The sequence below is a fragment of the Pseudomonas sp. 05N432 genome (assembly GCF_056396945.1).
Genome location: NZ_JBFTMM010000017.1, coordinates 59,861 through 82,568, shown reverse-complemented (window position 1 = coordinate 82,568; position 22,708 = coordinate 59,861). Strand labels below are relative to the sequence as shown.

Genomic DNA, 22,708 nt, shown 5'->3' with positions numbered 1-22,708 from the left:
GTGGACGACCGCTTCCACGGGACCTAAACCGCCAGGATGCTGCAAGGCACTTGATAAAGAACATGTTCGGTGGTGCTGCCAATCAACCATTGCAGGCCATGGTGCCGGCCCCTGCCCATGACGATCACGTCAGTCTGGTTATCGTTGACGAATCCGGCCAGCGCCGACACCGGATCGCCGAAGATAAAGTGCCGACATTCAACAGGCACCCCGAAGTCGTGAGCCAGTGTGACAAAGGATTTTTCCAGTGCCTGGCGCAGATCTTTCCTGAGCTTCGACAGCACCGGCTCATCTCCATCTGCATCGTCCAGATAGTCGGAGGACATAGGGCAGACGTGCAGCAGAGACAATTGGGCATCACATTGCAACGCCAGGCTATTGGCCTGCTGCAGGATCCGCTCGTTCAGCTTGCTGCCCTGCGGCTCGGGATCCACCGCCGCGACCACCTTGCGCGGCAAGGTATGACTGCACGGACTCAGCAGATAAACCGGCACCGGGCATTCGCGCAGCAAGTACCAATCCATGGGCGTGACAAAAGCACGCTTGAGCAGCGGCTCATGCTGAATCTCCTTGAGCAACAGGTCGGGACGCAGTTGCATCACATAGTCCAGGATCTCCAGACGGGCATCATCGCTCCATCTCACTTCGCTGGTCACATCAAGCCCTTTGGCGCGTAGTGCGTGCACTTCATTCTTCAACCATCGGCTCTGCTCCTGCAGGTAATGCGTGCGCGTCTCGTCCCGTGCCGGCGGTTCAAGCAGAGAAAAAAGCCTGACCGGTTTGGTCAGCCCGAGAATATGCAGAGTGGCACCACAGGCCTTGGCCAGAGCGCTGGCCTGGTGGATGGCCGGGGAGTGACGCAGGGTCGGATTGATGATCAGCAGCAACCGTTGATACTGGCTCATGGTCTGGCTCCAGAACGTTCAGGCCTGGACGCGAACGGCTTCTTGCCTCTGCGCTCATGCTGGATGGATGTCGGCATCGATCGGGGCTCCTCAACTGCCGGCCGCAGGCGTCCATTGCCAGTTCATCACTTCGGGCAAGTCCTGCCCGTGTTCGATGAGGTAAAGCTTGTGTTTCTCCATCGTTGCCCAGTAACGCGCCCGGGCAGTTTCGATCTGGTCGTGCAGGCGCGGAACCCGCTCGATCACATCCAGCGCCAGCTGATAACGGTCCAGGTTATTGATGACCGCCATATCGAACGGTGTCGTGGTCGCCCCCTCCTCCTTGAAGCCGCGCACGTGGAAGTTTTCATGATTGCTGCGTTTGTAAATCAGCCGGTGAATCAGTGCCGGGTACCCGTGGAAAGCAAAGATCACGGGTCTATCGACGGTGAACAGCTCATCGAACGCCGAGTCCGACAAACCATGGGGATGCTGAAATGACGGTTGCAGCACCATCAGATCGACGACGTTGATCACCCTGACGCGCAAATCCGGCACGTACTCGCGGAGCAAGGTCACGGCGGCCAGCGTTTCCAGGGTCGGGACGTCTCCCGCGCAGGCCATGACCACGTCCGGGTCTTGATCGTTCTGGCAGGCCCAGTCCCATCGACCGATGCCGCACAGGCAATGACGGATGGCCGAACCGATATCCAGCCACTGCCACTCCGGTTGTTTGCCGGCAACGATGATGTTGATGTAGTTGCGACTTCTCAGGCAGTGGTCGGCAACCGACAGCAGGCAATTGGCGTCGGCTGGCAGGTAGATCCGGACCACATCGGACTTCTTGTTCGCGACCAGATCGATGAAGCCCGGGTCCTGATGGGAAAAACCGTTATGGTCCTGACGCCAGACATGCGAGGTGAGCAAGTAATTGAGCGAGGCTACGGGTTTGCGCCAAGGCACCTCGGCGGCGGTTTTCAGCCATTTGGCGTGCTGATTGAACATCGAATCGACGATGTGAATGAAGGCCTCGTAACAGGAAAACAGTCCATGCCGGCCCGTCAATAAATAGCCTTCCAGCCACCCCTCGCACACTTGTTCACTCAGAATCTCCATCACCCGGCCTTCGGCCGCCAGGTCGATATCCTCGGGCTCCAGATTGCCCATCCACGCCTTCGCGCTGACGTCGTAGACCGCATCCAGTCGGTTCGAGGCGGTTTCATCCGGGCCGAACAACCGAAAATTGCCTGAGGTCAGATTGTTTTTCATCACATCGCGCAGAAACGCCCCCAGCACCCGGGTCGCTTCTGCGCGCAGGCAGCCCGGCGCAGGAAGTTTCACGGCGTATTCGGTGAAACGCGGCAGATCCAGCGGTCGCAGCAGCAGGCCACCATTGGCGTGAGGATTGGCGCTCATTCGCCGGTGCCCCGTCGGCGCCAGTGCAGCAATTTCGGGTAACAAGGCGCCATTGACGTCAAACAGCTCATCCGGACGATAGCTGCTGAGCCACTCCTCCAGTTGCCGCAGATGAGTCGGCTGGCCGAAATCCGCCAGCGGCACCTGATGCGCACGACACGTGCCTTCAATACGCCGACCATCGACGAATTTGGGGCCTGTCCAGCCCTTTGGCGTACGCAGCACCAGCATCGGCCAAAGGGGGCGCTCCGGCACCGGGGGCTGCGGGTATTTGCGCGCAACACGCTGGATCTCGCGGATTTTCAACAGCATCGTGTCCAGGGTTCTGGCCAACGCCTGATGAACCTGCTCAGGTTCATCACCCTCGACAAAATACGGATCGTAACCGTAGCCATACATCAGGGCCGACAGTTCATCTTCGCTGATTCTGGAGAGTACCGAGGGGTTGGCGATCTTGTAGCCATTGAGGTGCAGAATCGGCAGGACTGCCCCGTCACGCACCGGATTAAGGAATTTATTGGAATGCCAGCTGGCCGCCAGCGTTCCCGTTTCAGCCTCACCGTCGCCGATCACGCACGCCACGATCAGGTCCGGGTTATCGAACGCCGCGCCGTAAGCATGGGCCAGGGAATAGCCCAGTTCGCCGCCTTCATGGATCGACCCGGGAATCTGCGCCGAAACATGGCTGGAAAGCCCATAAGGCCAGGAAAACTGCCGAAAGAGCCGGACCAGGCCGTTACGGTTCTGCTCCACTGAAGGATTGAACTCGGTGTAAGTCCCTTCCAGATAGGTCTGCGCCACGATCGCCGGCCCACCATGCCCGGGGCCGGTGACGAAGATCATGTTCAGGTCGTAGCAGGTGATCAGGCGGTTGAGGTGCACATAGATCAGATTCAGCCCCGGCGTTGTTCCCCAATGCCCCAGTAAACGCGGTTTTACATGTTCCAGCGTCAGGGGCACGCTGATCAGCGGGTTGTCCTTGAGGTAGATCTGCCCCACTGCCAGGTAATTGGACGCTCGCCAATAGGCGTCGAGACCTTCCAGCTGATCGGCACTCAGAAAATCACTCATGAAGCTCTCCGCTCTCGACAAAGAGCAGCGCCGGCCATCGATGACAGGCCCGCGCTGCGAACAGGGCATTTGTCGATTCTGGGAGTCTGGGAGGTTCAAGACTTGATTTACATCAAACGCGCCTCCTCTGGAGAGGAATGCCAGTCAGTTAAGCGCAAACCTGTGGGAGCGAGCCTGCTCGCGATGACGGCATAACATTCAACATCAATGTTGACTGACCCACCGCTATCGCGAGCAGGCTCGCTCCCACATGGATTGCGCCTGATTGACTGGCATTTTCTGCTGGGGCACTGCCCCCGTTCGTCGTACAACCGCCCTCGGTTTACGCATTACGGGTTTGACCCGGCTCTCAGCGCCTATGCTTCATACACCAATAGAGGGACGCATAATGCCGCCGTATGACCTCCGCCCCCTTCACGCGCATTACCTCAAGGCTGCCTGTGCCAACTGCAGCGTGCTGGAGCTGTGCCTGCCGATTGGCCTGACCGACCAGGAAGTAGAGCGACTGGATACCCTGATCATCCAGCGCGTAAAAGTTAAAAAAGGGGCGGCGTTGTATCGCACGGGCGATTCATTGCGCTCGCTTTACGCAGTGCGTATCGGTTCATTCAAGACCACAGTGTTGTCTCTCGACGGTCGCGAGCAAGTTACCGGTTTTCAAATACCCGGCGAGATGCTCGGCCTGGACGCTATCAGTGAAGAGCAGCACACCTGCAATGCTTTCGCTCTTGAGGACAGCGAAGTGTGTCCCATCCATTTCGCCCAGCTGGAGAAGCTTTCCCGGGAGCTGCCTACGCTGCAGCACAATCTGAACAAACTCCTGAGCCGCGAAATCGTGCGCGATCACGACATGCTGATGCTGATGGGCAAGATGAACTCCGACGAACGTCTGGCGGCCTTTCTGCTGAACCTGTCGCAGCGGCTTAGCCTGCGCGGTTATTCGTCCAGGGAGTTCGTACTGAAGATGCGTCGCGAAGAGATCGGCTCCTACCTGGGGCTGCGCCTGGAAACCATCTGCCGGGGCATTGCCCACCTGCGGGATCAGTCACTGGTCGAGATTTCCGGGCGTAACGTCACCATCCTCGACATGGACAGGCTCAAGCATCTGGTCACCGGCTGCCATCGGGACGCGCCAGTTTGACAGCCTGAATGCCGTTGATTCCGGAGAATCGTCATGCGCGCCATGGTGCTACAGACTCCTGGCCAGCCACTGCAACGGGAAGAACGCGTTATCCCGACACCTGATGCTCAGCAACTGTTAATCAAAGTCCTGGCCTGTGGCGTATGCCGCACCGACCTGCACCTGGTCGATGGCGAGCTGCCACAAGCGACACTGCCGCGAGTGCCGGGGCATGAAATTGTCGGGGAAGTGACCGCGGTGGGGGCTGACGTTGCACCCGACTGGATCGGCCAGCGAGTCGGCGTTCCCTGGCTTGGATCGACCTGCGGCCAGTGTGCGTTCTGCCGCTCGGGCCGGGAGAACCTCTGCGATCAGGCGCAGTTCACCGGTTGTAATCTGGACGGCGGTTATGCCGACTACACCGTGGCCGACGCGCGCTTCTGCTTTCGCCTTCCGGACACGCTCTCGGCCACCGAAGCCGCACCGTTGCTGTGCGCCGGGCTGATCGGCTTTCGGGCGCTGCAAATGGCAAAAAACGCACGCCATCTGGGCCTCTACGGGTTCGGTGCCGCCGCGCACCTGGCAATCCAGGTGGCGCTGGGGCGAGGTCAACGGGTGTATGCCTTCACCCGACCGGGCGACAACGAGGGCCAGGCGTATGCCCGAACATTGGGTGCCGCCTGGGCTGGCCCCTCGGACCAGAAACCGCCGCACCTGCTCGACGCCAGCCTGATCTTCGCCCCCGTGGGTGCGCTGGTGCCGTTGGCGCTGGAGGCCACCGTCAAGGGTGGCTGTGTGATATGCGCCGGCATCCACATGAGCGACATCCCTGCGTTTCCCTATCGTCTGCTCTGGGGTGAGCGCAGCGTACGTTCGGTGGCCAACCTGACGCGCGAAGACGGCACGGCGTTTTTCCAGGAGATCCGCCATACGCCCGTGCACAGCGATGTCACCTGTTTTGCACTGGACGATGCCAATCAGGCGCTCGCCCAGTTGAGGAGCGGTCAGGTCAAAGGCGCCATCGTGCTTACCCCCTGACCGCAAAACCGGGTGAGCGGACCGCCAGAATGCTGCCAGGCACCGAGTAGAGCGCCCGTTCGGTGGTGCTGCCAATCAACCGATCCAGCCCGACCCGGTGCACGGTGCCCATCACCACCACGTCGGCCAGGTACTCTTCGACAAACTCGGTCAATGCCCGAACCGGTTGGCCCATGACAAAGTGCCGACGTTCGGGCGGTATACCGTAGCGATCGGCCAGGGTCACGAATGCCAGGTGCAGGGATTCACGCAGCTCCTCCATGTAATCCATGCTCCAGCCGCCGTTGACCAACGGTGCATCGCCATTGAACGCGGGTGACAGGTCGTAGGCGTACAGCAAATGCAGCGGCGCATCGCACTGCAGGGCCAGGGCGTTCGCGGTTTGAATGATGGTGTCGTTGAGGCCACTGATCTGGGTTTGCGGGTCGAAGGGGTCAACCGCCGCCACGATCCGGTGAGGCAAACTGTAACGGGCCTGGTTGACCAGGTGCACAGACACCGGGCATTCGCGCAGCAGGTGACAATCGAGTGGCGTGATGAATACCCGTTTGAGCACCGGCTCCAGCGTGGCGTCCTTGATCACCAGGTCAGGCTTGAACTCCTCGACATGTTTCAGGATATCCAGCAGCGGATGGGTGGTGAAGACCACTTCCACCGAGACTTTCAGCCCCTCACCGCTCAGTCGCTGGATTTCCTCCGACATCCAGCGGCGATAGCGACGCAGGTAGCTGTGAAATGCCGCCTCATCGACTTTTTCATCCCACAAATGAACGATCGGCACCGGTTCGACAAAGGCACACACGTGCAAGACCGCCCCACTCGCCTTGGCCAGGGCGACCGCACGCAGCAAGGCTGGAGATTGATGCAGGGTTCGGTCGGCGATCAGCAGTAAACGTTGATATTGACCCATCACACACCTCGGCTCTGCGCCGGTCGATCCCGCCGGCATGCTCCTAGACTGCACTCATTAGCCCCTGAGAGGGGTTGATTTACATCAAACCCGAACGTTTGAGGACGCCTATGCCGAGTGTCTGATCCAGATCAGATTCAAGTGCCGTCAGCGGCGTAAAAAGTACAACAACACGCGTGAACTCATGCCACACGCGAGCTTTTTACGCCCAACGGAGGATCACACCATGCTTACCGTCAAAGACCACAATGAACGGGCGGCGGCCGTCTATGCCGCCGTCAGCGGGAAATACTGGATTGAAGCGCTCAGGGACGGTCGGCATGTACTGATCCGGCCATTGACGGAAAAAGACCGCGAGCGCGAATACGCGTTCATCAAGCACCTGTCACCGGAATCCCGTCATATGCGCTTTCTGGCGCAAATCAACGAACCCGATAAAGCCATGCTCGATCAGTTGATGGACATCGACGGCAAGCAACGTATGGCCTACATCGCATTGGTCCACGAAGACGGCAAACTGATCGAAATCGGCGTCAGTCGCTATGCCGCCACCGCCGAACATGAATGCGAATGCGCGATCACCGTTGCCGATGAATGGCAGCACCTGGGGCTGGGCACGCTGTTGATGGAGCATCTGATCAGGGCAGCCCGCAAGAACGGTTTTCATCAGATGTATTCCGTTGATGCCTCAAGTAATGCCCCCATGCGCGATTTGGCAAAAGCCCTGGGATTTGAAGTCCATAACGATCCTGACGATGCCCGCCAGGTCATTCACCGCCTCATGCTGTAAAAAAACGCCCCTTGGAGCACCAGACACTGGCGCGCCAAGGGGCGATTCAACACTACTGCAGCGACTCGCCCGGCTTGATCGCCAGCACACTGCACGGTGCCCGCTGCAAGAGATGTTCGGCGGTGCTGCCCAAGAGTTTGTTCAAACCCTTATGGTGCACCGTTCCCATGACGATGACATCGATCTGATGATCAGTCGCAAACTCGCAGATGCCCTGCAAGGGCGCGCCTTCAATGAAGTGGCGACGATCGGCCGGTACGCCGTGGCGCTCGGCCAGGGCCGCAAATGCCTCATTTTGCGCCTCGCCCAACGCTTCGTAGATGCCGGTGGCGAGGGGCAATGCACCAACGCCCATGTCCGAGGCGTACACCGCCGCCCAGTCATACACATGGACCAAATCAAGCTCGGCGTTGCACTGTTCGGCCAGCTTCACTGCCGCGTCGACAATCTTATCGTTGAACACCAGGTCCTGGTCTTCACTGCGCAACACATCGACAATTGCCAGAATCTTGTGCGGCCGTGGGTGGCTGGCATTGGTGACCAGATGCACCGGCACCGGGCAATCGCGCAGCAACCGCCAGTCCAGCGGAGTAAAGAAGATCCGCTTTAACGCGGACTCCTCCTGAGCATCCTTGATGATCAGGGCCAAAGGCATCTCGTTGACGAAATGAAGGATCTCTTCATAGAGGTGCTGGACCCAGACCACCTCACTGGTGACCTCGACCCCGTGCTTCTTCGCCAACCCGGCTTGCTGCTCAAGCCATTGTCGGTGGTTTTCCAGGTAGCCATCACGGGCTTGCCGGATTTGCTCGGGGGCGAACAGACCGGCCACCGCCAAGGCTTCGCTGTAATCGAACGCCACGATATGCAAGGGCAATTGCGTCGCCAGAGCCAGCGCCGTAGCGCGCTCGAACGCCGGAGTACGGGTCATCGCGGAGGGGGCAATCAGCAATAAACGTTGAGTCTGCGACATAAGTCACCTCGGCGCTCGGCCATTTCAATGCAGTCAGTGAGACTTTAGATTGAACGTTCCGGGTGCAGGCGACTTGATCTTTATCAGCTCCATGCGCTCTTTGCAGGGCCTCGATTGATACGACCTGCATCGAACGCTTCAGTGCAGCAAGGTGCCCGCCCACATCGCCGCCGTCATCAATACCTGACCCGGAATGACATAGCCGGCGAACCGCCGACCGCCGCTGACCCACGCCACCACACATTTGCTCAGCGAGTTGCTGCTCACCGCGATCAGCACAGGGCCGGCAATCGCGTCGTAGGGGAGCTGACCGGCCTTCGCCAGAGAGGCAATGGATGCCGTTGACGAGTGGGCATCGGCAAAACCGCTGAGGGCCGTCGTCAGCATCACCCCCACCTGGCCAAAGTGACTCAGCATTGCAGAAGACAGGAAGGTAATGCCGGTCATGGCCAGTGTCACGATCAAGGCCAGCCTGAGATTGAACGCACCACCAACCTTGATCGGCTCGTTGCCGTCCCCCGTCGATCTTGGAAACATCAAGCAAACGCCATACAACCCCGTGACGAAGAGTCCAGATAGCAACGGCCCCCACATGCTGCGCAACAGGCCGGGATCGACCGTTCCCAGGATCAGGCCCACCTGAATGACGGTCGCCAGATTGGACAGCATCGCAGCGGCGCTCAGGACTTTGATGTGCGCCGGCTCCTTGGCACTGATATGCCCCATGGCCGCAATGGTCACCGTGCCGGAAACGAACCCCGAAGCGATCGCACTGATCGGATACCCGTAGCGGGTGCCCAGGGTGCGAACCGCGATATGCCCCACCGCCCCTATCGCCATCAACAGCACGGTCAAGGTGCAAATGGTGCGCAAATTGATTGCAGCATAGGGCCCGATAAAGCGATCCGGCGCCAGTGGCAGCACCACCAGTGCGGCGATCAACAGCACCAGGCCGTCGCGAATTTCCGCGTCGGTCAACTGATTGTGCGCGAAGTGATGCAACCGCTGACGATAAGTCAGCAACCCCGCCATCACCACGCCAATCGCAATGGCCAGCTCTGGCGCGGTGCCACACAACGCCCCCAGGACCAACACCGTGAGCAAGGCCACTTCACTGGTAATGCCAGGATCTTCTTCAAGGTTTCGCCAATAAGCCACGGTGAGCAGCAGCGCCACACAGATCGCGATGATCCCCACCAGCAGACCGCCGCCCACCTGCGGGGAGATATAGCCCAATAGCGCGGTGATCGCGAATGTCCGCAACCCGGCACAGGCACGGCTATCGCCCCCGCCCTTATGGCGCTCGCGCTCAAGACCGACCAGCATGCCGATCCCCAGCGCAGCGGCTGCATTGGTCAGGCCGAAGGTTTCACTCATTGGATACGCACCCGGTCATCCCCCCTGACCTCGGCGCTTATTTCGCGAGATCAGCCAGCACCCGTTGCTCGACAGCCGGGTCGGACCGAGAACCGGCGGGCGGTCGGGGCAATGGCTTGGTGTCAGTGTTTGCCGGCCAGGCATGCGGCGCATTGATGCGCGCCTTGAGTTGCCTGACGAACGCCTCAGCTTCATCCCGACTGTCGAACCCCACCTCCCATGCATCCATCTGTACGAGCCAACGGTGTCTTGCCAGTTGTTCTGTCATTTCAATAATCATAGCCGGCCTCGGATCAAGCCTCGCAATCGGGTCTGTGGGCGATGCATCCTGGCGTCCAAACACTCCATCACGGCGTAACACGACCTTGCTTTGGCCGCTGAGAATGACGGCAGATGGTCTCTCCTGCCCTGTACGCGAGCGTAAATTGCGTACGAATTTCAGACTGCGCCGGGTTCGCGGACGAGAGATTGATCATGGTCAATAATCAGCAGATTGGAGGTGCAGCAAACGACCGTATGTCGGACGACAAGACTGGCCTCTCGCCGGTTTGACACAGATCAAGCTCGGGCAACTGGCCAGCGACACGATCAGGCCATGGTTTCAGGAGCTGACAACTCATCGTGCCAACCGTACAGCCGCCGACTTTGTGTCTACCCAGGAGAGGTTTGTCATGTCTGATCAATCACGTTTCATGCTGATCGTCTCGCCGCTGATGCAGCACAGCCCGGCCTTCGACAGGGCCGCCGCACTGGCCAAGGCCGAAGGTGCGGCGCTGCACATCGTGGCTTTCGACTATCTGGAAGGTTTGGCGACCGCCAGCCTGGTCAACGACCAGGCCCGCGAAGAGATGCGCCTGGGTTATATCGAACGTCACCGCCTGTGGCTGGAGGAGCAGGCCAGGCCTCTGCGCAAGATTGGCCTGGAAGTCACCACCGAGGTGACCTGGGTCGAACGCCCGCTCCAGGAAATTCTGATCCACCTCAAAGAACAGCCGATCGAGTTGCTGATCAAAGCGCTGCAACATGAATCACTGCTCTCGCGGCTGATGTTCACACCGCTCGATGTGCATTTGCTGCGCGAGTGTCCAGTGCCGCTACATTTTGTCAGTAACGCCATTCATGCCTTGCCTCGCAAGGTTGTGGCAGCGGTCGATCCCTTCCATCGCGATAAACAGTACCAAGGCTTGAACGACCGGATACTCCACGAAGCGGTCAAACTGGCGAGTGCCTGCAATGCCGAGGTCGACGTCGTCTATGCCTATGACCTTTCCTCCATCAGTGCCGATGAATTCGACTTCAACAACGTGTCGACCTTCTTCTCTTCAGGCAAAGCCAAGACCCTGTTCGACGCTCAGGGGGAGGCATTCAACGAACTGGCCGAGCGCAACGGCATCCCGCCGGAACAGCGTCACATGATCATGGGCAACCCGGGCAAGGTCCTGGTCAACTATGCCGACGTCAATCAGGTCGATGTTATTGTCATGGGCCGGATCAGCCATCGCGGGATAGGCCGGCTGGTCGGCAGCACGACAGAAAGCCTGTTATACAAAATGCCCTGCAGTGTCTGGATCGTGTCGCCCGAAGAACTTGCTGAGTGAGGCAAACAGCACGCTCTACGCTAGCGATGCCGACGGCGAGAAGAACCGTGTCTGCGCCAGAAGATTGAGCAACAGTGCGCTAAGATTGCCGCACTCGCCTCCTCCGACGAGGTTCTGCGTCAAACAGAACGACGTGAAAGGAGAGCGATCTGACCCGCAAACAAGGGTCTGTTGCTAAATTAGGGAGTCAACAATGGAAGATACGGTTAGCAAGGGCCCGGAAAGCATGAGCGCAGAGCCAGAGACGTCCACCGATGCACTGCAACTGAGCAGCACGGAGCTGCGCATTCTCGGCTCGTTGATCGAGAAACAGGCGACCAGCCCGGAGACCTATCCACTGACCCTTAACGCGCTGGTCATCGCCTGTAACCAGAAAACCAGCCGGGAACCGGTGATGAACCTCAGCCAGGGCCAGGTCGGGCAAAGTTTGCGCGCCCTGGAAGGTCGAGGCTTCACCAGGCTGGTCATGGGCAGCCGCGCCGATCGCTGGGAGCATCGACTCGACAAGGCGCTGGAGCTGGTGCCGGCCCAGGTTATTCTGACCGGCTTGCTGTTCCTGCGCGGTCCGCAGACGGTCAACGAACTGCTGACACGCAGCGGCCGCATGCATGATTTCGAAGATGCCGAACAGGTTGTCCATCAACTGGAACGCTTGATTGCCCGTGGTCTCGCGATGTTGCTGCCGCGCCAGTCGGGCCAACGCGAAGACCGCTACATGCACGCACTGGGCGACCCGGCGGATATCGACGCGATCCTCGCCGCCCGCCAGAACCCGGTGGAGCGTGGCGCCAGTAACGGCGTGTCGGTGGAGCGCATCGAAGAACTCGAAGCGCGGATTGCAGCACTCGAAGAACGCCTGGCACGCCTCGAGTAACCCTACCCCCTGCCCCGCAGCGCCTTATCAACTGCGGGCGAACGCCACGGCCTTGTGGAACTGCTCATCGCTGGGACGCACGCCGGTGTACAGCACAAACTGCTCAAGCGCTTGAATGGCGATGACTTCAAGCCCGGTGATGACCCGCTTTCCTGCGGCACGAGCGCGCACGATCAGTGGTGTTTCCGAGGGAATCGCCACCACATCGAAGACAGTTTCTGCGTAATCGATGGCGTCAGCGTCAAAAGCCAGTTGATCGGCCTCTGCGCCTCCGGTCATGCCAATCGGCGTGACATTGACCAACATCCGCGGACGCTCGCTGCCCAGTTCTGCTTGCCAGCGATAACCCAGCGAGTCGGCCAAGGCGCGCCCCGCGCTTTCGTTACGCGCCACGATCAGGCCGTTTTGATAGCCACCGTCGCGCAAGGCACTGGCCACCGCCTTGGCCATCCCGCCGCTGCCGCGCAAGGCGAACGTCGAATCCTGCGGCACGGCATGGGTTTTCAACAGTTGCTCGATAGCGATGTAATCGGTGTTGTAAGCCTTGAGGTGACCGTTGGTGTTAACGATGGTATTGATCGAGGCAATGGCTTGCGCCGACGCGTCCAGTTCATCGACCAGTGGGATGCAGGCTTCCTTGAAGGGCATCGATACGCCGCAGCCGCGAATACCCAGGGCACGAATCCCGCCAATCGCCCCCGGCAGATCCTGACTGCTGAACGCCTTGTAATAGAAATTCAGGCCCAGTTGCTCATACAAATGATTATGGAAACGCAGGCCGAAATTCCCGGGGCGCCCAGACAGTGACATACACAGTTGGGTGTCTTTATTCGGGTTCATCAGCATGTGGATCTCCTTCAAATTGCACTTTCAGATGGACGGGATTGGTCAGCCCATCGGGTTTATCGGATCATAGCGAGGCCTCTGGCCCGGCTGGCATGTAAAGGTAAAGATGCCGGTACAGACCTTACACAAAATTTACTCTGACGCGTCGCAGATTCGCCAAAAAACGCTGTCTTAGAGTTATCCCCGCAACTATCCTTGGATCTATTGAAGGCTCAAGCGCGTTGGGGCGAAAACACGAGGAATTATCATGATCCGCAAACTCCCTGTAATAGCCTTGCTGATCGGTGCATTTGCTGTCGCAGGACAGGCGCAAGCCCATGGCTACTATTATGGTCACGGTCATGGCCGTGGCGGCGGCTGGGGCTGGGGTGCACCGCTCGCCGTCGGCGCTGTGGTCGGCGCGGTGGTCGCGGGATCAGTCATGTCCAACGAGCGTCCGGTTTATGTACAACAACAACCGGTCTACGTTCAACCGCAGCCAGTCTACGTTCAACCGCAGCCGGTGTACGTCCAGCCCGCACCGGTTTACGTCCAGCCACAGGGGTATTACGTTCAGCCCCGTTACTGAAACCCAGGCTGGTAATCACTGCCAATTACACAACACAGGCCCCGCCTCGGCGGGGCCTGTTTTCGTTCTGCGGTTAGAACAATGTCTGAATAAATCTCGCCAAGGTCGCTGCCGGGACAGTGACTGCGGTTAAATTTGACATGATTGATCCGACGAATGCCCTGGCTTGCACGCAACAACCGTCATATTTATGTCATGACAGTTCAGCAAGCTTTGAATTGTCCGTAATAAACGGTTCATAAAAACAAGGACGACCCTCATGCCCACGCAAAACCCGCACCACATTGTTGGACTCTGTACCTCAAGCAAGGTCTATAACGCATTGACCGAGCTCAAACACCTGGAAGGCCATCGCAGCGCCAAGTTTCTCTCGCTGCTCGCCGAAAACCTGGTGCGTAAAGGCCTGCTCAATGATCATGAAGTGATGAACATGCTCGACCAGGTCGTCGACTGACAGCGGCCATTCGCCACGTTGTCGTCAATGTCCACTATCGAGCACGTTGATTTTCCGTTGAACCGCCGGGTCAGTAAGGTAGCTCCATAGATTGATGGAGGTACTTATGCCCAAGGTTCAGATCATGTCGGTTATTGGTAGCGCCGTTCCCGCACCGCTCAGAGAGCTGGGATTGCTCGCCTGTTGGTATCTGGTTCAGGACGGTGTCGCGATCAGCGGCCCGCTCACTTCACTGCCCGCCGCCCAAGCCCTGTCGCAACGTATCGGCACCTACGCGCTGGGCGCCTAAGGCAACTGCACGCGTGGCCTGGTTTCGATGTACAAGTCCCAACTCGACATGAACAGCGCGGCGATCAACGGCCCAATGACAAAACCATTGAGACCGAAGATCGCCAGGCCGCCCAGGGTCGAAACCAGGACCAGATAGTCCGGCATCCTGGTGTCCTTGCCCACCAGGGTCGGACGCAGAATGTTGTCTACCAGACCGATCACGAACACCCCGAACAGCCCCAGCACCACACCCTGCCAGATCGCGCCGCTGAGCAGGAACCAGGCTGCCACCGGTACCCAGACAATCGCCGCCCCCACCGCTGGCAACAGCGACAAAAACGCCATTATCACCGCCCAGAGCAATGCACTGGGGATGTCCAGAAACCAGAAAATCAACCCACCCAGTGCGCCTTGCGTAATCGCCATCAGCAGGTTGCCTTTGACCGTGGCTCGTACCACGCGATTGAACTTGAGCTGCAGGCGGCGCTTTTGATGTTCCGCCAATGGCACGGCCGCGCGGACATTGCGCGCCAGTTCGGCACCGTCGCGCAGAAAGAAGAACAACAGGTAGAGCATGATAAAAAAGCTCACCACAACGTCAAAAGTGCCCTGACCGAGGCTGAACGCCTTACTGGCGAAAAACTCGCTGCCCTGCATCGCGCTCTTGATGATTTTCTCGCGCAATGTGCTCAGCTCACCCATGCCAAAGCGGTCCAGCAGGTGCTGAAAATACGGCGGCAGGCTGTGTTTGAACTGCGCCAGATAGCTGGCGATGTCTAACTGGCCGCTCTCGATATTCTTGTAGATGCTCGCACCCTCCTGCACCAGCAAGATGCCGGTAATGATCACTGGCAAAATGGCAATGACCAGACAAATGCCCAAGGTGCAAAGGGCCGTCAGGTTGCGGTGCCAGCCAAACTTCACTTGCAGCCGACGCTGCAAGGGCGCGAAGACAATGCCGAGAATCACCGCCCAGAACACCGCGCCGTAGAACGGCAGCAGAATCCAGATGAAAGCGGCGGTCACCAACACCAGCAGCACCAGCAGCGATCTGTCTCGCACAACGGTTTGGTTCATGTCCGCTCCCCGCCAGTAACCCGCAGACACTGACTGCCTGTACTAGGTTAGTCAGCCACCACGCGCCCGAGTGCCCTGCTTTATTCACCCAGCATAGATCCAGATCAATAAACGCCTCGCACGACTGCTCTACCCTCGCGAGCTTTTGTGATCGAGCCCCTCATGCCCCTCGCCACGCCTGAACTGCTTGCCCCTGCCGGCACCCTGAAAAACATGCGCTACGCCTTCGCCTACGGCGCCGATGCGGTCTACGCCGGCCAGCCGCGCTACAGCTTGCGTGTGCGCAATAACGAGTTCGATCATGCCAACCTGGCCCTCGGCATCCGCGAAGCCCAGGCCCAGGGCAAGCGTTTCTATGTGGTGGTGAACATCGCCCCGCACAATGCCAAGCTGAAAACCTTCCTCAAGGATCTTCAGCCGGTCATCGCCATGGCCCCGGATGCGCTGATCATGTCCGACCCCGGGTTGATCATGCTGGTGCGCCGGCATTTCCCGCAGATGCCGATTCACCTCTCGGTGCAAGCCAACACGGTGAACTGGGCCAGTGTCGAGTTCTGGCAACAGCAAGGTTTGAGCCGGATCATCCTGTCGCGGGAGCTCTCGCTGGAAGAAATCGCCGAGATTCGCCAGCAAGTCCCCGCCATGGAGCTGGAAGTGTTCGTTCACGGCGCATTGTGCATGGCCTACTCCGGGCGCTGCCTGCTGTCGGGTTACATGAACAAGCGTGATGCCAATCAAGGCACCTGCACCAACGCCTGTCGCTGGAAATACGCCGCACAACCTGCCACGGAAAACACCGTGGGCGAGATCGTTCAAGCGTTCACTCCAGAGCCAACGCTGGGCATCGGCGCACCCACCGACCAGGTGTTTTTGCTCCAGGAAGCCAACCGCCCCGATGAACTGATGCCAGCCTTCGAAGACGAACACGGCACCTACATCATGAACGCCAAGGACCTGCGCGCGGTGCAGCATGTCGCTCGCTTGACGCAGATGGGCGTCCACTCGTTGAAGATCGAGGGCCGGACCAAATCGCACTTCTACTGCGCCCGGACCACTCAGGTCTACCGCCGCGCCATCGACGATGCCGTGGCCGGCCGCGAGTTCGATCGTAGCCTGATGACCGACCTTGAATCCCTGGCCCAGCGTGGCTACACCGAAGGTTTCCTGCGTCGGCATGTGCACGACGAATACCAGAACTACCAGAACGGCAGCTCGGTGTCGGAGCGTCAGCAGTTCGTCGGTGAGCTGACCGGTGAGCGCCGTGATCGGCTGGCCGAGGTCAAGGTGAAGAACCGCTTTGGTTTGGGCGATCACATGGAATTGATGACGCCCAAAGGCAATTTCCACTTCGACTTGCATCAATTGCAAAGCGCCAAAGGCGAGGCGATTGAAGTGGCGCCGGGAGACGGACACACCGTGTACCTGCCGATTCCGGATGCAGTGGATTTGAAGTTCGGGTTGTTGATGCGGGATGTGACAGTAGTTTAGCCACGATTGGCGGATACTCCCCCCGTAGCAGCTGCCGAGCCCGCGAGGCTGCGTTCGGCCGCGAAGCGGTCGTGAAATCAGGCAGCGCGTTTTTTCAGGTAAACCGCGTACGCAGGATTTGCGAGGACTGCGTCCTCGAACGCAGCCTCGCGGGCTCGGCAGCTGCTACGGGAGTTCAAGCAAAAACACCTTTAGATCCTGAACTGCCCGACCAATTTACCCAACCGCTGCCCCAAATCCGCCAGGCTGCGGGAGGTTTGCGCACCGAGCTGGGTTTCGTCGGCGACGCTGTCCACGGCGACGGCGATCTGATGCACGCTGCGGTTGATTTCTTCGGCCACCGCGGTTTGCTCTTCGGCGGCGCTGGCGATCTGCGCGTTCATCGAATTGATGGTGCCGATCAACTGGGCCATGGTGTCCAGCGAAGCGCCCGCCTGATTGGCCTGCGCCGAGGTGCCGTCACCGGCCTCGCTGGAGCGGCGCATGGCATCGACCGCCGACTGCGTGCCGGCCTGCAAGCGGTCGATCATGCCCTGAATTTCCTGAGTGCTTTGCTGCGTGCGACTGGCCAGCGCGCGCACCTCATCGGCGACCACCGCAAAGCCACGCCCGGCCTCACCGGCGCGAGCGGCTTCGATGGCAGCGTTCAGCGCCAGCAGGTTGGTCTGGTCGGCAATCGAGCGGATCACCCCCAGCACGCTGACAATCGACGACACGTCCTGCTGCAAACTGTCGAGCGAGACCCCGCTGCTGCGAATATCTTTCACCAGCGCATGGATCTGCGAAATGCTCCCGGCGACCACGCGCTTGGCCGCCTGACCTTCTTCGTCGGTTTGCTGGGCCGCCACCGCAGCGCCTTGGGCGCTTTTCGCCACTTCCTGCGCTGCCGCCGACATCTGGTTGATCGCCGTGGCCACCTGATCCGTCTCGTGACGTTGGCGTTCCATGGCCTGATCCGAACGCTGGGCCTGATCGGAGACCTGATTGACCAGCCCGGTCAGCTGCGAGGTCATCTCGGTAATCTGCCGCACCAGGCCGTGAATCTTGTCGACAAAACGGTTGAACGAACCGGCCAGCTCGCCCAGTTCATCTTGAGAGGTAATCGCCAGCCGGCGCGTCAAGTCGCCCTCGCCTGCCGCGATGTCGTCCAGATTGGCCTTCATCAGGTTCAGCGGACGCAAAATGGTATTGGCCACAAACAGACCGACCGCCGCGATCACCAGCAGCACCACCGCCGCGATGCCCATGATGCTCAGCAGCACGCCTTCCATGCGCTCGCGAACCTCGGTCTGGACCGCTGCGACCTGGGCTTCGATACCGTCGAGATTCACCGAAGTACCGACGGCCATGTCCCACTTGGACAGGTATTCGGTGTAACCCAGCTTGGGCACCAGGACTTTGCTGTCGCCAGGCAACGGCGAGCTGTATTGCAGGTAGTGCGTACCGTCCTTGGCGACTTTCACCAGGTCGCGGTTGACGTACACGCCATTAGGATCGCGATTGTCCTTGAAGCTCTGGCCGACGCCTTCCGGGCTGTTGGCCTTGAACAGGCGCACGGTGTTGGAATCGTAGCCGAAGAAGTAACCGTCCTTGCCGTAGCTGATGCTCGAGAGCAATTTGACCACTTGCGCGCGAGCCGCCTCATCGCCAGGCGCTGCGGCGTCATACAGCGGCTTGATCGCCGTCATCGCCACCGCAACATAGCTTTGCAGGGTGGCCTTGGCATCGTTCATCAAGCGCTGACGGGTTTCTTCGACTTCTTTACGGGCCTGCTCTTGCAAGATGAAGGCAGTGGTCAGACTGATAACCAACGCAAAGAGCAACACCGGAAGGACGGAGAGGGACAAGACTTTGGCTTTAAGGCTCAGGCGCATGTGTTGTTCACTCTGGATATTATTGTCGTGGTTAAAGCATTAACGGCCAGCCTGCGCAAAACTGTAGGCGCAGGCCGGTCGCTGATGAAAACGATGCGCTCAATCCGTTACAACACCATTGCCGCGACCCAGCCAAACCCCAGCAATGGCAGGTTGTAGTGCAAAAACGTCGGGACCACGGTGTCCCAGATATGATGATGCTGGCCGTCGATATTCAGACCGGAGGTCGGGCCCAGGGTCGAATCGGACGCTGGCGAACCGGCATCACCCAAGGCGCCGGCAGTCCCGACGATGCAGACGATCGCCAACGGGCTGAAACCCAGTTGCACGCACAACGGCACGAAGATCGCCGCGAGAATCGGCACCGTGGAAAACGATGAGCCGATGCCCATGGTCACCAGCAGGCCGACCAGCAACATCAGTAATGCGCCGACACCTTTGCTGTGACCGATCCATGAAGCCGAGGCCTCGACCAGGGTTTTCACGTCGCCGGTGGCCTTCATGACCTCGGCGAAACCCGAAGCGGCGATCATGATGAAACCGATCATCGCCATCATCTTCATGCCTTCGGTGAACAGGTCGTCAGTCTCGCGCCAGCGCACGACACCCGATACCGAGAAGATCAGAAACCCGGCCAGCGCACCGATAATCATCGAGTCCAGCAGCAACTGAATGATGAACGCAGCGGCAATCGCCAGCCCCGCCACCATCAGGGTCAACGGGTTGTACTGCACCGCGACCTGCTCGACCCGCTCGATTTTCTCCAGGTCATACACGCGCTTCTTGCGGTAGCTGACGAACGCCATCAACAACCCGAACACCATGCCCAACGCAGGAATCCCCATGGCATGAGTGACGTTGACACCACTGATGTCCACCCCGCTTCTACTGACGTTGGCCAGCAAGATCTCATTCAGGAAGATGTTGCCAAAGCCCACCGGCAAGAACATGTACGGCGTGATCAGGCCGAAAGTCATGACGCAGGCAATCAGTCGGCGATCCATCTGCAGCCTGGTCAGTACATAAAGCAGTGGCGGCACCAGCAGCGGAATGAAAGCGATGTGGATCGGCAGGACGTTCTGCGAGGCAATGGCCACCACCCAGAGCAACGCGATCAGCAGCCACTTGACCTGCCCGCCACCCGCGGCGTCCTGCCGGTCGACCAGCAGCAAGGCTTTGTCCGCCAGGGCGTGGGCCAGGCCGGATTTGGCAATCGCCACCGCGAAAGCGCCGAGCAACGCGTAGGACAAGGCCACGGTCGCACCGCCGCCCAGGCCACTGTTGAAGGCCTTGAGCGTGGCATCGATGCCCAGGCCGCCCGTCAAACCGCCCACCAGTGCGCCGACGATCAGCGCGATCACCACATGCACGCGGGACAGGCTGAGCACCAGCATGACGCCGACCGCGGCAATTACTGCATTAATCATCGTTACCTCAAAACAGGGCGACGGGTAAATCCGGCGCAAACAGGATGAGTCCGTCCAGCCAGCTGCATGAGCCGACGGCGGATTGAAGAGAGGGTTTTATTAGAGGGCGCGCACTGTGCAACAGCAGGCCTGGCTTGTCAAAACCAACACCGACTCCCGTAGCAGCTGGCGCAGCCTGCGTTCGGCGGCGAAGCCGTCGTGAATTCATGCGATGCGGTGTTTCAGGAAAAACGTGCAGGCAGGGTTTACGACTGCTGCGCAGCCGAACGCAGGCTGCGCCAGCTGCTACGGATTTATGTCGTTTTTTATTGGCTTTCATGGATAAAGAAAGTCGAATCGACGCCGTTACAGTGCAAAGTCTCAAATAAATATCGAATAAGGACATCTCCATGCAGCTCCGACAACTTTCCATTCAATGGAAAATCACCCTGCTCGCCGGGCTGTGCCTGGCCGGCATTGTCACCTTGCTGGTCGGTCTTTCGCTGTATCGCATGGAGCACAGTTCGCAGCTGGTCAAAGCCTCGAGCATGGAGATGCTAACCGAAGCGGCTCAAGCACGCATCGAGGCGCAGGGTGAAGTTCAGGCGTTGGGGATTCGCCAGCAGTTCATGGACGCCTATCAATATGGCCACGGTTTCGCGCGCCAGGTGCTGTTTTTGCGTGAGCAGGCCGAGAAGCGCTTTCTCGACGCCTTCGACCTGCGTGAAGACCTGACCCGTCAAGTCAAGTCGGCGCTGCAAGCCAACCCGCAATTGCTCGGCCTGTCGCTGGTGTTTGAAGCCAACGCACTGGACGGCAAGGACGAACTGTTCAGCGGCCAGAAAGAAATCGGCAGCAACGACAAGGGCCGCTTCGCCCTGTACTGGTCGCAACCGACCGCCGGCAAGCTGAACTCGATGGCACTGCCGGAAAGCGACATGGCCGACACCAGCACCGGCCCCAGCGGCGAACCCGCCAACGCCTGGTTCACCTGCCCGCGCACCACCCTCAAACCGTGCGTGATCGAACCCTATTTCTATGAGATCGACGGCCAGAACGTGCTGATGACCAGCATCGTCTTCCCGTTGCTGGTCGACGGTAAGGTCATTGCATCGCTGTCGGTTGACATCAACCTCAACAGCCTGCAAGCGGTCAGCCAACAAGCCAGCAAAAAGCTCTATGACGGCCAGACCAGTGTCAGCATCCTCAGCCCGGTGGGTCTGCTCGCCGGTTACAGCCCGGACGCCAGCAAACTCAGCCAGCGTCTGGACAGCGTGGACAAGGACAACGGTGCCGAGCTGATCCGCAGGCTCGCCGCCAGCTCTCAGACCCAGAGCCTGCACAACAATCAGCTGCTCAAAGTCCTGTCGCCGTTCCAGCCGATTCCCGGTGGCAAATCGTGGGGCGTGTTGCTTGATGTGCCGGAAAAAGTCCTGGTCGGTCCCGCCGAAACCCTGAAGCAGCAACTCGACGAACGCAACACCGCCGGCACCCTGATCGAGCTGAGCCTCGGTGTACTGGCAGCCGTCATCGGCTTGTTGCTGGTGTGGCTGATGGCACGCAGTGTGACCCGGCCGATTCTTGGCGTGGCGCGCATGCTGGAAGACATCGCCAGCGGCGAAGGCGATCTGACCCGCCGTCTGGCCTATGACAAGCAAGACGAACTCGGGCAACTGGCCGGCTGGTTCAACCGTTTCCTCGACAAGCTGCAACCGATCATCGCGCAAGTGAAACGCTCGGTGCAGGACGCGCGCAGCACGGCGGACCAATCGTCGGCCATCGCCACCCAGACCAGCGCCGGCATGGAGCAGCAATACCGTCAGGTCGATCAGGTGGCCACTGCGTCCCATGAAATGAGCGCCACCGCCCAGGACGTCGCCCGCAGCGCCGCCCAAGCGGCTCAAGCGGCACGCGACGCTGATCAGGCGACTCGTCAGGGCCTGACCGTCATCGACCGCACCACCGCCAGTATCGACAGCCTGGCGGCAGACATGAGCACGGCAATGACCCAGGTCGAAGGCCTGGCCGCCAACAGCGAGAAGATCGGCTCGGTGCTGGAAGTGATCCGCGCCATCGCCGAACAGACCAACCTGCTGGCACTGAACGCCGCCATCGAAGCGGCCCGCGCCGGTGAAGCCGGGCGTGGTTTTGCGGTGGTCGCCGATGAAGTGCGTAACCTGGCACGCCGTACGCAGGAGTCGGTGGAGGAAACCCGTCAGGTGATCGAACAACTGCAAAGCGGCACGCAAGACGTGGTCGGCTCGATGAACAACAGCCATCGCCAGGCCCAGGGCAGCGTCGAGCACGTCAGCCAGGCGGTGACCGCCCTGCGGCAGATCGGCGACGCGGTAACGGTGATTACCGACATGAACCTGCAAATCGCCAGCGCCGCCGAAGAGCAGAGCGCGGTGGCCGAGGAGATCAACAACAACGTGGCGACCATTCGTGACGTGACGGAATCGCTGTCGGGGCAAGCCAATGAATCGGCGCGGGTCAGTCAGTCGCTCAATAGCCTGGCGAATCAGCAGCAGGGTTTGATGGATCAGTTCCGAGTTTGATGTAGCAGGTTCATGTGGGAGCGAGCCTGCTCGCGATGAGGCCGTGACATTAAACATTGATGTTGACTGTCATACCGCCATCGCGAGCAGGCTCGCTCCCACAGGTTAATCGGGTG

The 22,708-nt window shown here is 59.6% G+C and carries 21 protein-coding genes and 2 pseudogenes; 11 read left to right on the top strand and 12 right to left on the bottom strand.

Translation table 11 applies throughout. From position 1 onward, the window contains the following. Nucleotides 1–23 precede the first annotated feature (23 nt). Entirely contained in the window at nucleotides 24–905 is an 882-nt protein-coding gene (locus AC1DHT_RS19450) for a universal stress protein (RefSeq protein ID WP_427539793.1), read from the bottom strand. Nucleotides 906–995: 90 nt separating this feature from the next. Further along, nucleotides 996–3,371 (bottom strand): phosphoketolase family protein, encoded by a 2,376-nt coding sequence (locus AC1DHT_RS19445; protein WP_427539790.1) that lies wholly within the window; start codon nucleotides 3,369–3,371, stop codon nucleotides 996–998. A gap of 388 nt (nucleotides 3,372–3,759) precedes the next feature. Between AC1DHT_RS19445 and fnr the strand changes: the two genes are divergently transcribed. Both fnr and AC1DHT_RS19435 read left to right on the top strand, forming a co-directional pair. Further along, nucleotides 3,760–4,512, top strand: coding sequence for a fumarate/nitrate reduction transcriptional regulator Fnr (fnr, locus tag AC1DHT_RS19440; RefSeq protein ID WP_427539787.1), 753 nt, complete (start codon nucleotides 3,760–3,762; stop codon nucleotides 4,510–4,512). A gap of 33 nt (nucleotides 4,513–4,545) precedes the next feature. Then, a complete protein-coding gene (locus AC1DHT_RS19435; protein WP_427539784.1) occupies nucleotides 4,546–5,529 on the top strand; it encodes a zinc-dependent alcohol dehydrogenase family protein in 984 nt (327 codons plus the stop codon). Here the strand turns inward: AC1DHT_RS19435 and AC1DHT_RS19430 are convergent. Continuing rightward, nucleotides 5,519–6,439 (bottom strand): universal stress protein, encoded by a 921-nt coding sequence (locus AC1DHT_RS19430; protein WP_427539781.1) that lies wholly within the window; start codon nucleotides 6,437–6,439, stop codon nucleotides 5,519–5,521. The genes AC1DHT_RS19435 and AC1DHT_RS19430 overlap by 11 nt on opposite strands. Nucleotides 6,440–6,665: 226 nt before the next feature. Between AC1DHT_RS19430 and AC1DHT_RS19425 the strand changes: the two genes are divergently transcribed. Next, on the top strand, nucleotides 6,666–7,229 hold the full coding sequence (locus AC1DHT_RS19425) for a GNAT family N-acetyltransferase (protein WP_427539778.1): 564 nt from the start codon (nucleotides 6,666–6,668) through the stop codon (nucleotides 7,227–7,229). Between the two features lie 52 nt (nucleotides 7,230–7,281). Here AC1DHT_RS19425 and AC1DHT_RS19420 read toward each other — a convergent pair whose 3' ends face one another. The 3 genes from AC1DHT_RS19420 to AC1DHT_RS19410 form a co-directional block, all read right to left on the bottom strand. After that, a complete protein-coding gene (locus AC1DHT_RS19420) occupies nucleotides 7,282–8,202 on the bottom strand; it encodes a universal stress protein (protein WP_427539776.1) in 921 nt (306 codons plus the stop codon). A gap of 138 nt (nucleotides 8,203–8,340) precedes the next feature. Further along, nucleotides 8,341–9,579: an MgtC/SapB family protein gene (locus AC1DHT_RS19415; RefSeq protein WP_427539773.1), complete on the bottom strand. Its 1,239-nt coding sequence runs from the start codon at nucleotides 9,577–9,579 to the stop codon at nucleotides 8,341–8,343. 37 nt (nucleotides 9,580–9,616) lie between these two features. Beyond that, complete coding sequence (locus AC1DHT_RS19410; protein WP_427539770.1) at nucleotides 9,617–9,859, bottom strand: hypothetical protein; 243 nt, start codon at nucleotides 9,857–9,859, stop codon at nucleotides 9,617–9,619. Between the two features lie 391 nt (nucleotides 9,860–10,250). On the opposite strand from AC1DHT_RS19410, the gene AC1DHT_RS19405 reads away from it, so the two are divergent. Then, nucleotides 10,251–11,177: a universal stress protein gene (locus AC1DHT_RS19405; protein ID WP_427539767.1), complete on the top strand. Its 927-nt coding sequence runs from the start codon at nucleotides 10,251–10,253 to the stop codon at nucleotides 11,175–11,177. Nucleotides 11,178–11,403: 226 nt separating this feature from the next. Continuing rightward, nucleotides 11,404–12,051, top strand: a complete 648-nt coding sequence (locus AC1DHT_RS19400; protein ID WP_427539922.1) for a YceH family protein — start codon at nucleotides 11,404–11,406, stop codon at nucleotides 12,049–12,051. Nucleotides 12,052–12,078: 27 nt separating this feature from the next. On the opposite strand, the gene AC1DHT_RS19395 is transcribed toward AC1DHT_RS19400, so the two are convergent. Further along, a complete protein-coding gene (locus AC1DHT_RS19395; protein WP_427539764.1) occupies nucleotides 12,079–12,897 on the bottom strand; it encodes a shikimate 5-dehydrogenase in 819 nt (272 codons plus the stop codon). A gap of 247 nt (nucleotides 12,898–13,144) precedes the next feature. Here AC1DHT_RS19395 and AC1DHT_RS19390 point away from each other — a divergent pair, with 247 nt between their 5' ends. The 3 genes from AC1DHT_RS19390 (at nucleotide 13,145) to AC1DHT_RS19380 (ending at nucleotide 14,208) form a co-directional block, all read left to right on the top strand. Beyond that, nucleotides 13,145–13,465: a hypothetical protein gene (locus AC1DHT_RS19390; protein ID WP_427539761.1), complete on the top strand. Its 321-nt coding sequence runs from the start codon at nucleotides 13,145–13,147 to the stop codon at nucleotides 13,463–13,465. Between the two features lie 259 nt (nucleotides 13,466–13,724). Next, the gene (locus AC1DHT_RS19385) at nucleotides 13,725–13,919 is read left to right on the top strand and encodes a hypothetical protein (RefSeq protein WP_123426570.1); all 195 of its coding nucleotides are present in this window, start codon (nucleotides 13,725–13,727) and stop codon (nucleotides 13,917–13,919) included. Nucleotides 13,920–14,025: 106 nt separating this feature from the next. After that, nucleotides 14,026–14,208, top strand: a complete 183-nt coding sequence (locus AC1DHT_RS19380; protein WP_019692817.1) for a hypothetical protein — start codon at nucleotides 14,026–14,028, stop codon at nucleotides 14,206–14,208. Here the strand turns inward: AC1DHT_RS19380 and AC1DHT_RS19375 are convergent. Then, nucleotides 14,205–15,266, bottom strand: a complete 1,062-nt coding sequence (locus AC1DHT_RS19375; RefSeq protein WP_427539758.1) for an AI-2E family transporter — start codon at nucleotides 15,264–15,266, stop codon at nucleotides 14,205–14,207. The two genes, AC1DHT_RS19380 and AC1DHT_RS19375, sit on opposite strands and share 4 nt — an antisense overlap. A 162-nt stretch (nucleotides 15,267–15,428) precedes the next feature. Between AC1DHT_RS19375 and trhP the strand changes: the two genes are divergently transcribed. Continuing rightward, nucleotides 15,429–16,754 carry a prephenate-dependent tRNA uridine(34) hydroxylase TrhP gene (trhP, locus tag AC1DHT_RS19370; RefSeq protein ID WP_427539755.1) on the top strand — a complete coding sequence of 442 codons (1,326 nt, stop codon included), beginning with the start codon at nucleotides 15,429–15,431 and terminating at the stop codon, nucleotides 16,752–16,754. A gap of 191 nt (nucleotides 16,755–16,945) precedes the next feature. Here the strand turns inward: trhP and AC1DHT_RS19365 are convergent, their stop codons facing one another. The 4 genes and pseudogenes from AC1DHT_RS19365 to AC1DHT_RS19350 all read right to left on the bottom strand — a co-directional run bounded on the left by AC1DHT_RS19365 (nucleotide 16,946) and on the right by AC1DHT_RS19350 (nucleotide 20,446). Continuing rightward, on the bottom strand, nucleotides 16,946–17,701 hold the full coding sequence (locus AC1DHT_RS19365; RefSeq protein ID WP_427539919.1) for a methyl-accepting chemotaxis protein: 756 nt from the start codon (nucleotides 17,699–17,701) through the stop codon (nucleotides 16,946–16,948). A 102-nt stretch (nucleotides 17,702–17,803) separates the two neighbouring features. Continuing rightward, nucleotides 17,804–18,628: pseudogene (locus AC1DHT_RS19360) on the bottom strand (cache domain-containing protein); the annotation flags it as partial. A gap of 107 nt (nucleotides 18,629–18,735) precedes the next feature. Continuing rightward, nucleotides 18,736–20,052, bottom strand: coding sequence for a Na+/H+ antiporter family protein (locus AC1DHT_RS19355; protein WP_427539916.1), 1,317 nt, complete (start codon nucleotides 20,050–20,052; stop codon nucleotides 18,736–18,738). A gap of 10 nt (nucleotides 20,053–20,062) precedes the next feature. After that, nucleotides 20,063–20,446: a hypothetical protein gene (locus AC1DHT_RS19350; protein WP_427539752.1), complete on the bottom strand. Its 384-nt coding sequence runs from the start codon at nucleotides 20,444–20,446 to the stop codon at nucleotides 20,063–20,065. Between AC1DHT_RS19350 and AC1DHT_RS19345 the strand changes: the two are divergent. After that, nucleotides 20,445–21,734 (top strand): annotated as a pseudogene (locus AC1DHT_RS19345) (cache domain-containing protein); the annotation flags it as partial. The gene AC1DHT_RS19350 and the pseudogene AC1DHT_RS19345 sit on opposite strands and share 2 nt — an antisense overlap. Nucleotides 21,735–21,836: 102 nt before the next feature. Beyond that, a complete protein-coding gene (locus AC1DHT_RS19340; protein WP_427539913.1) occupies nucleotides 21,837–22,592 on the top strand; it encodes a methyl-accepting chemotaxis protein in 756 nt (251 codons plus the stop codon). Nucleotides 22,593–22,708: the final 116 nt, after the last annotated feature.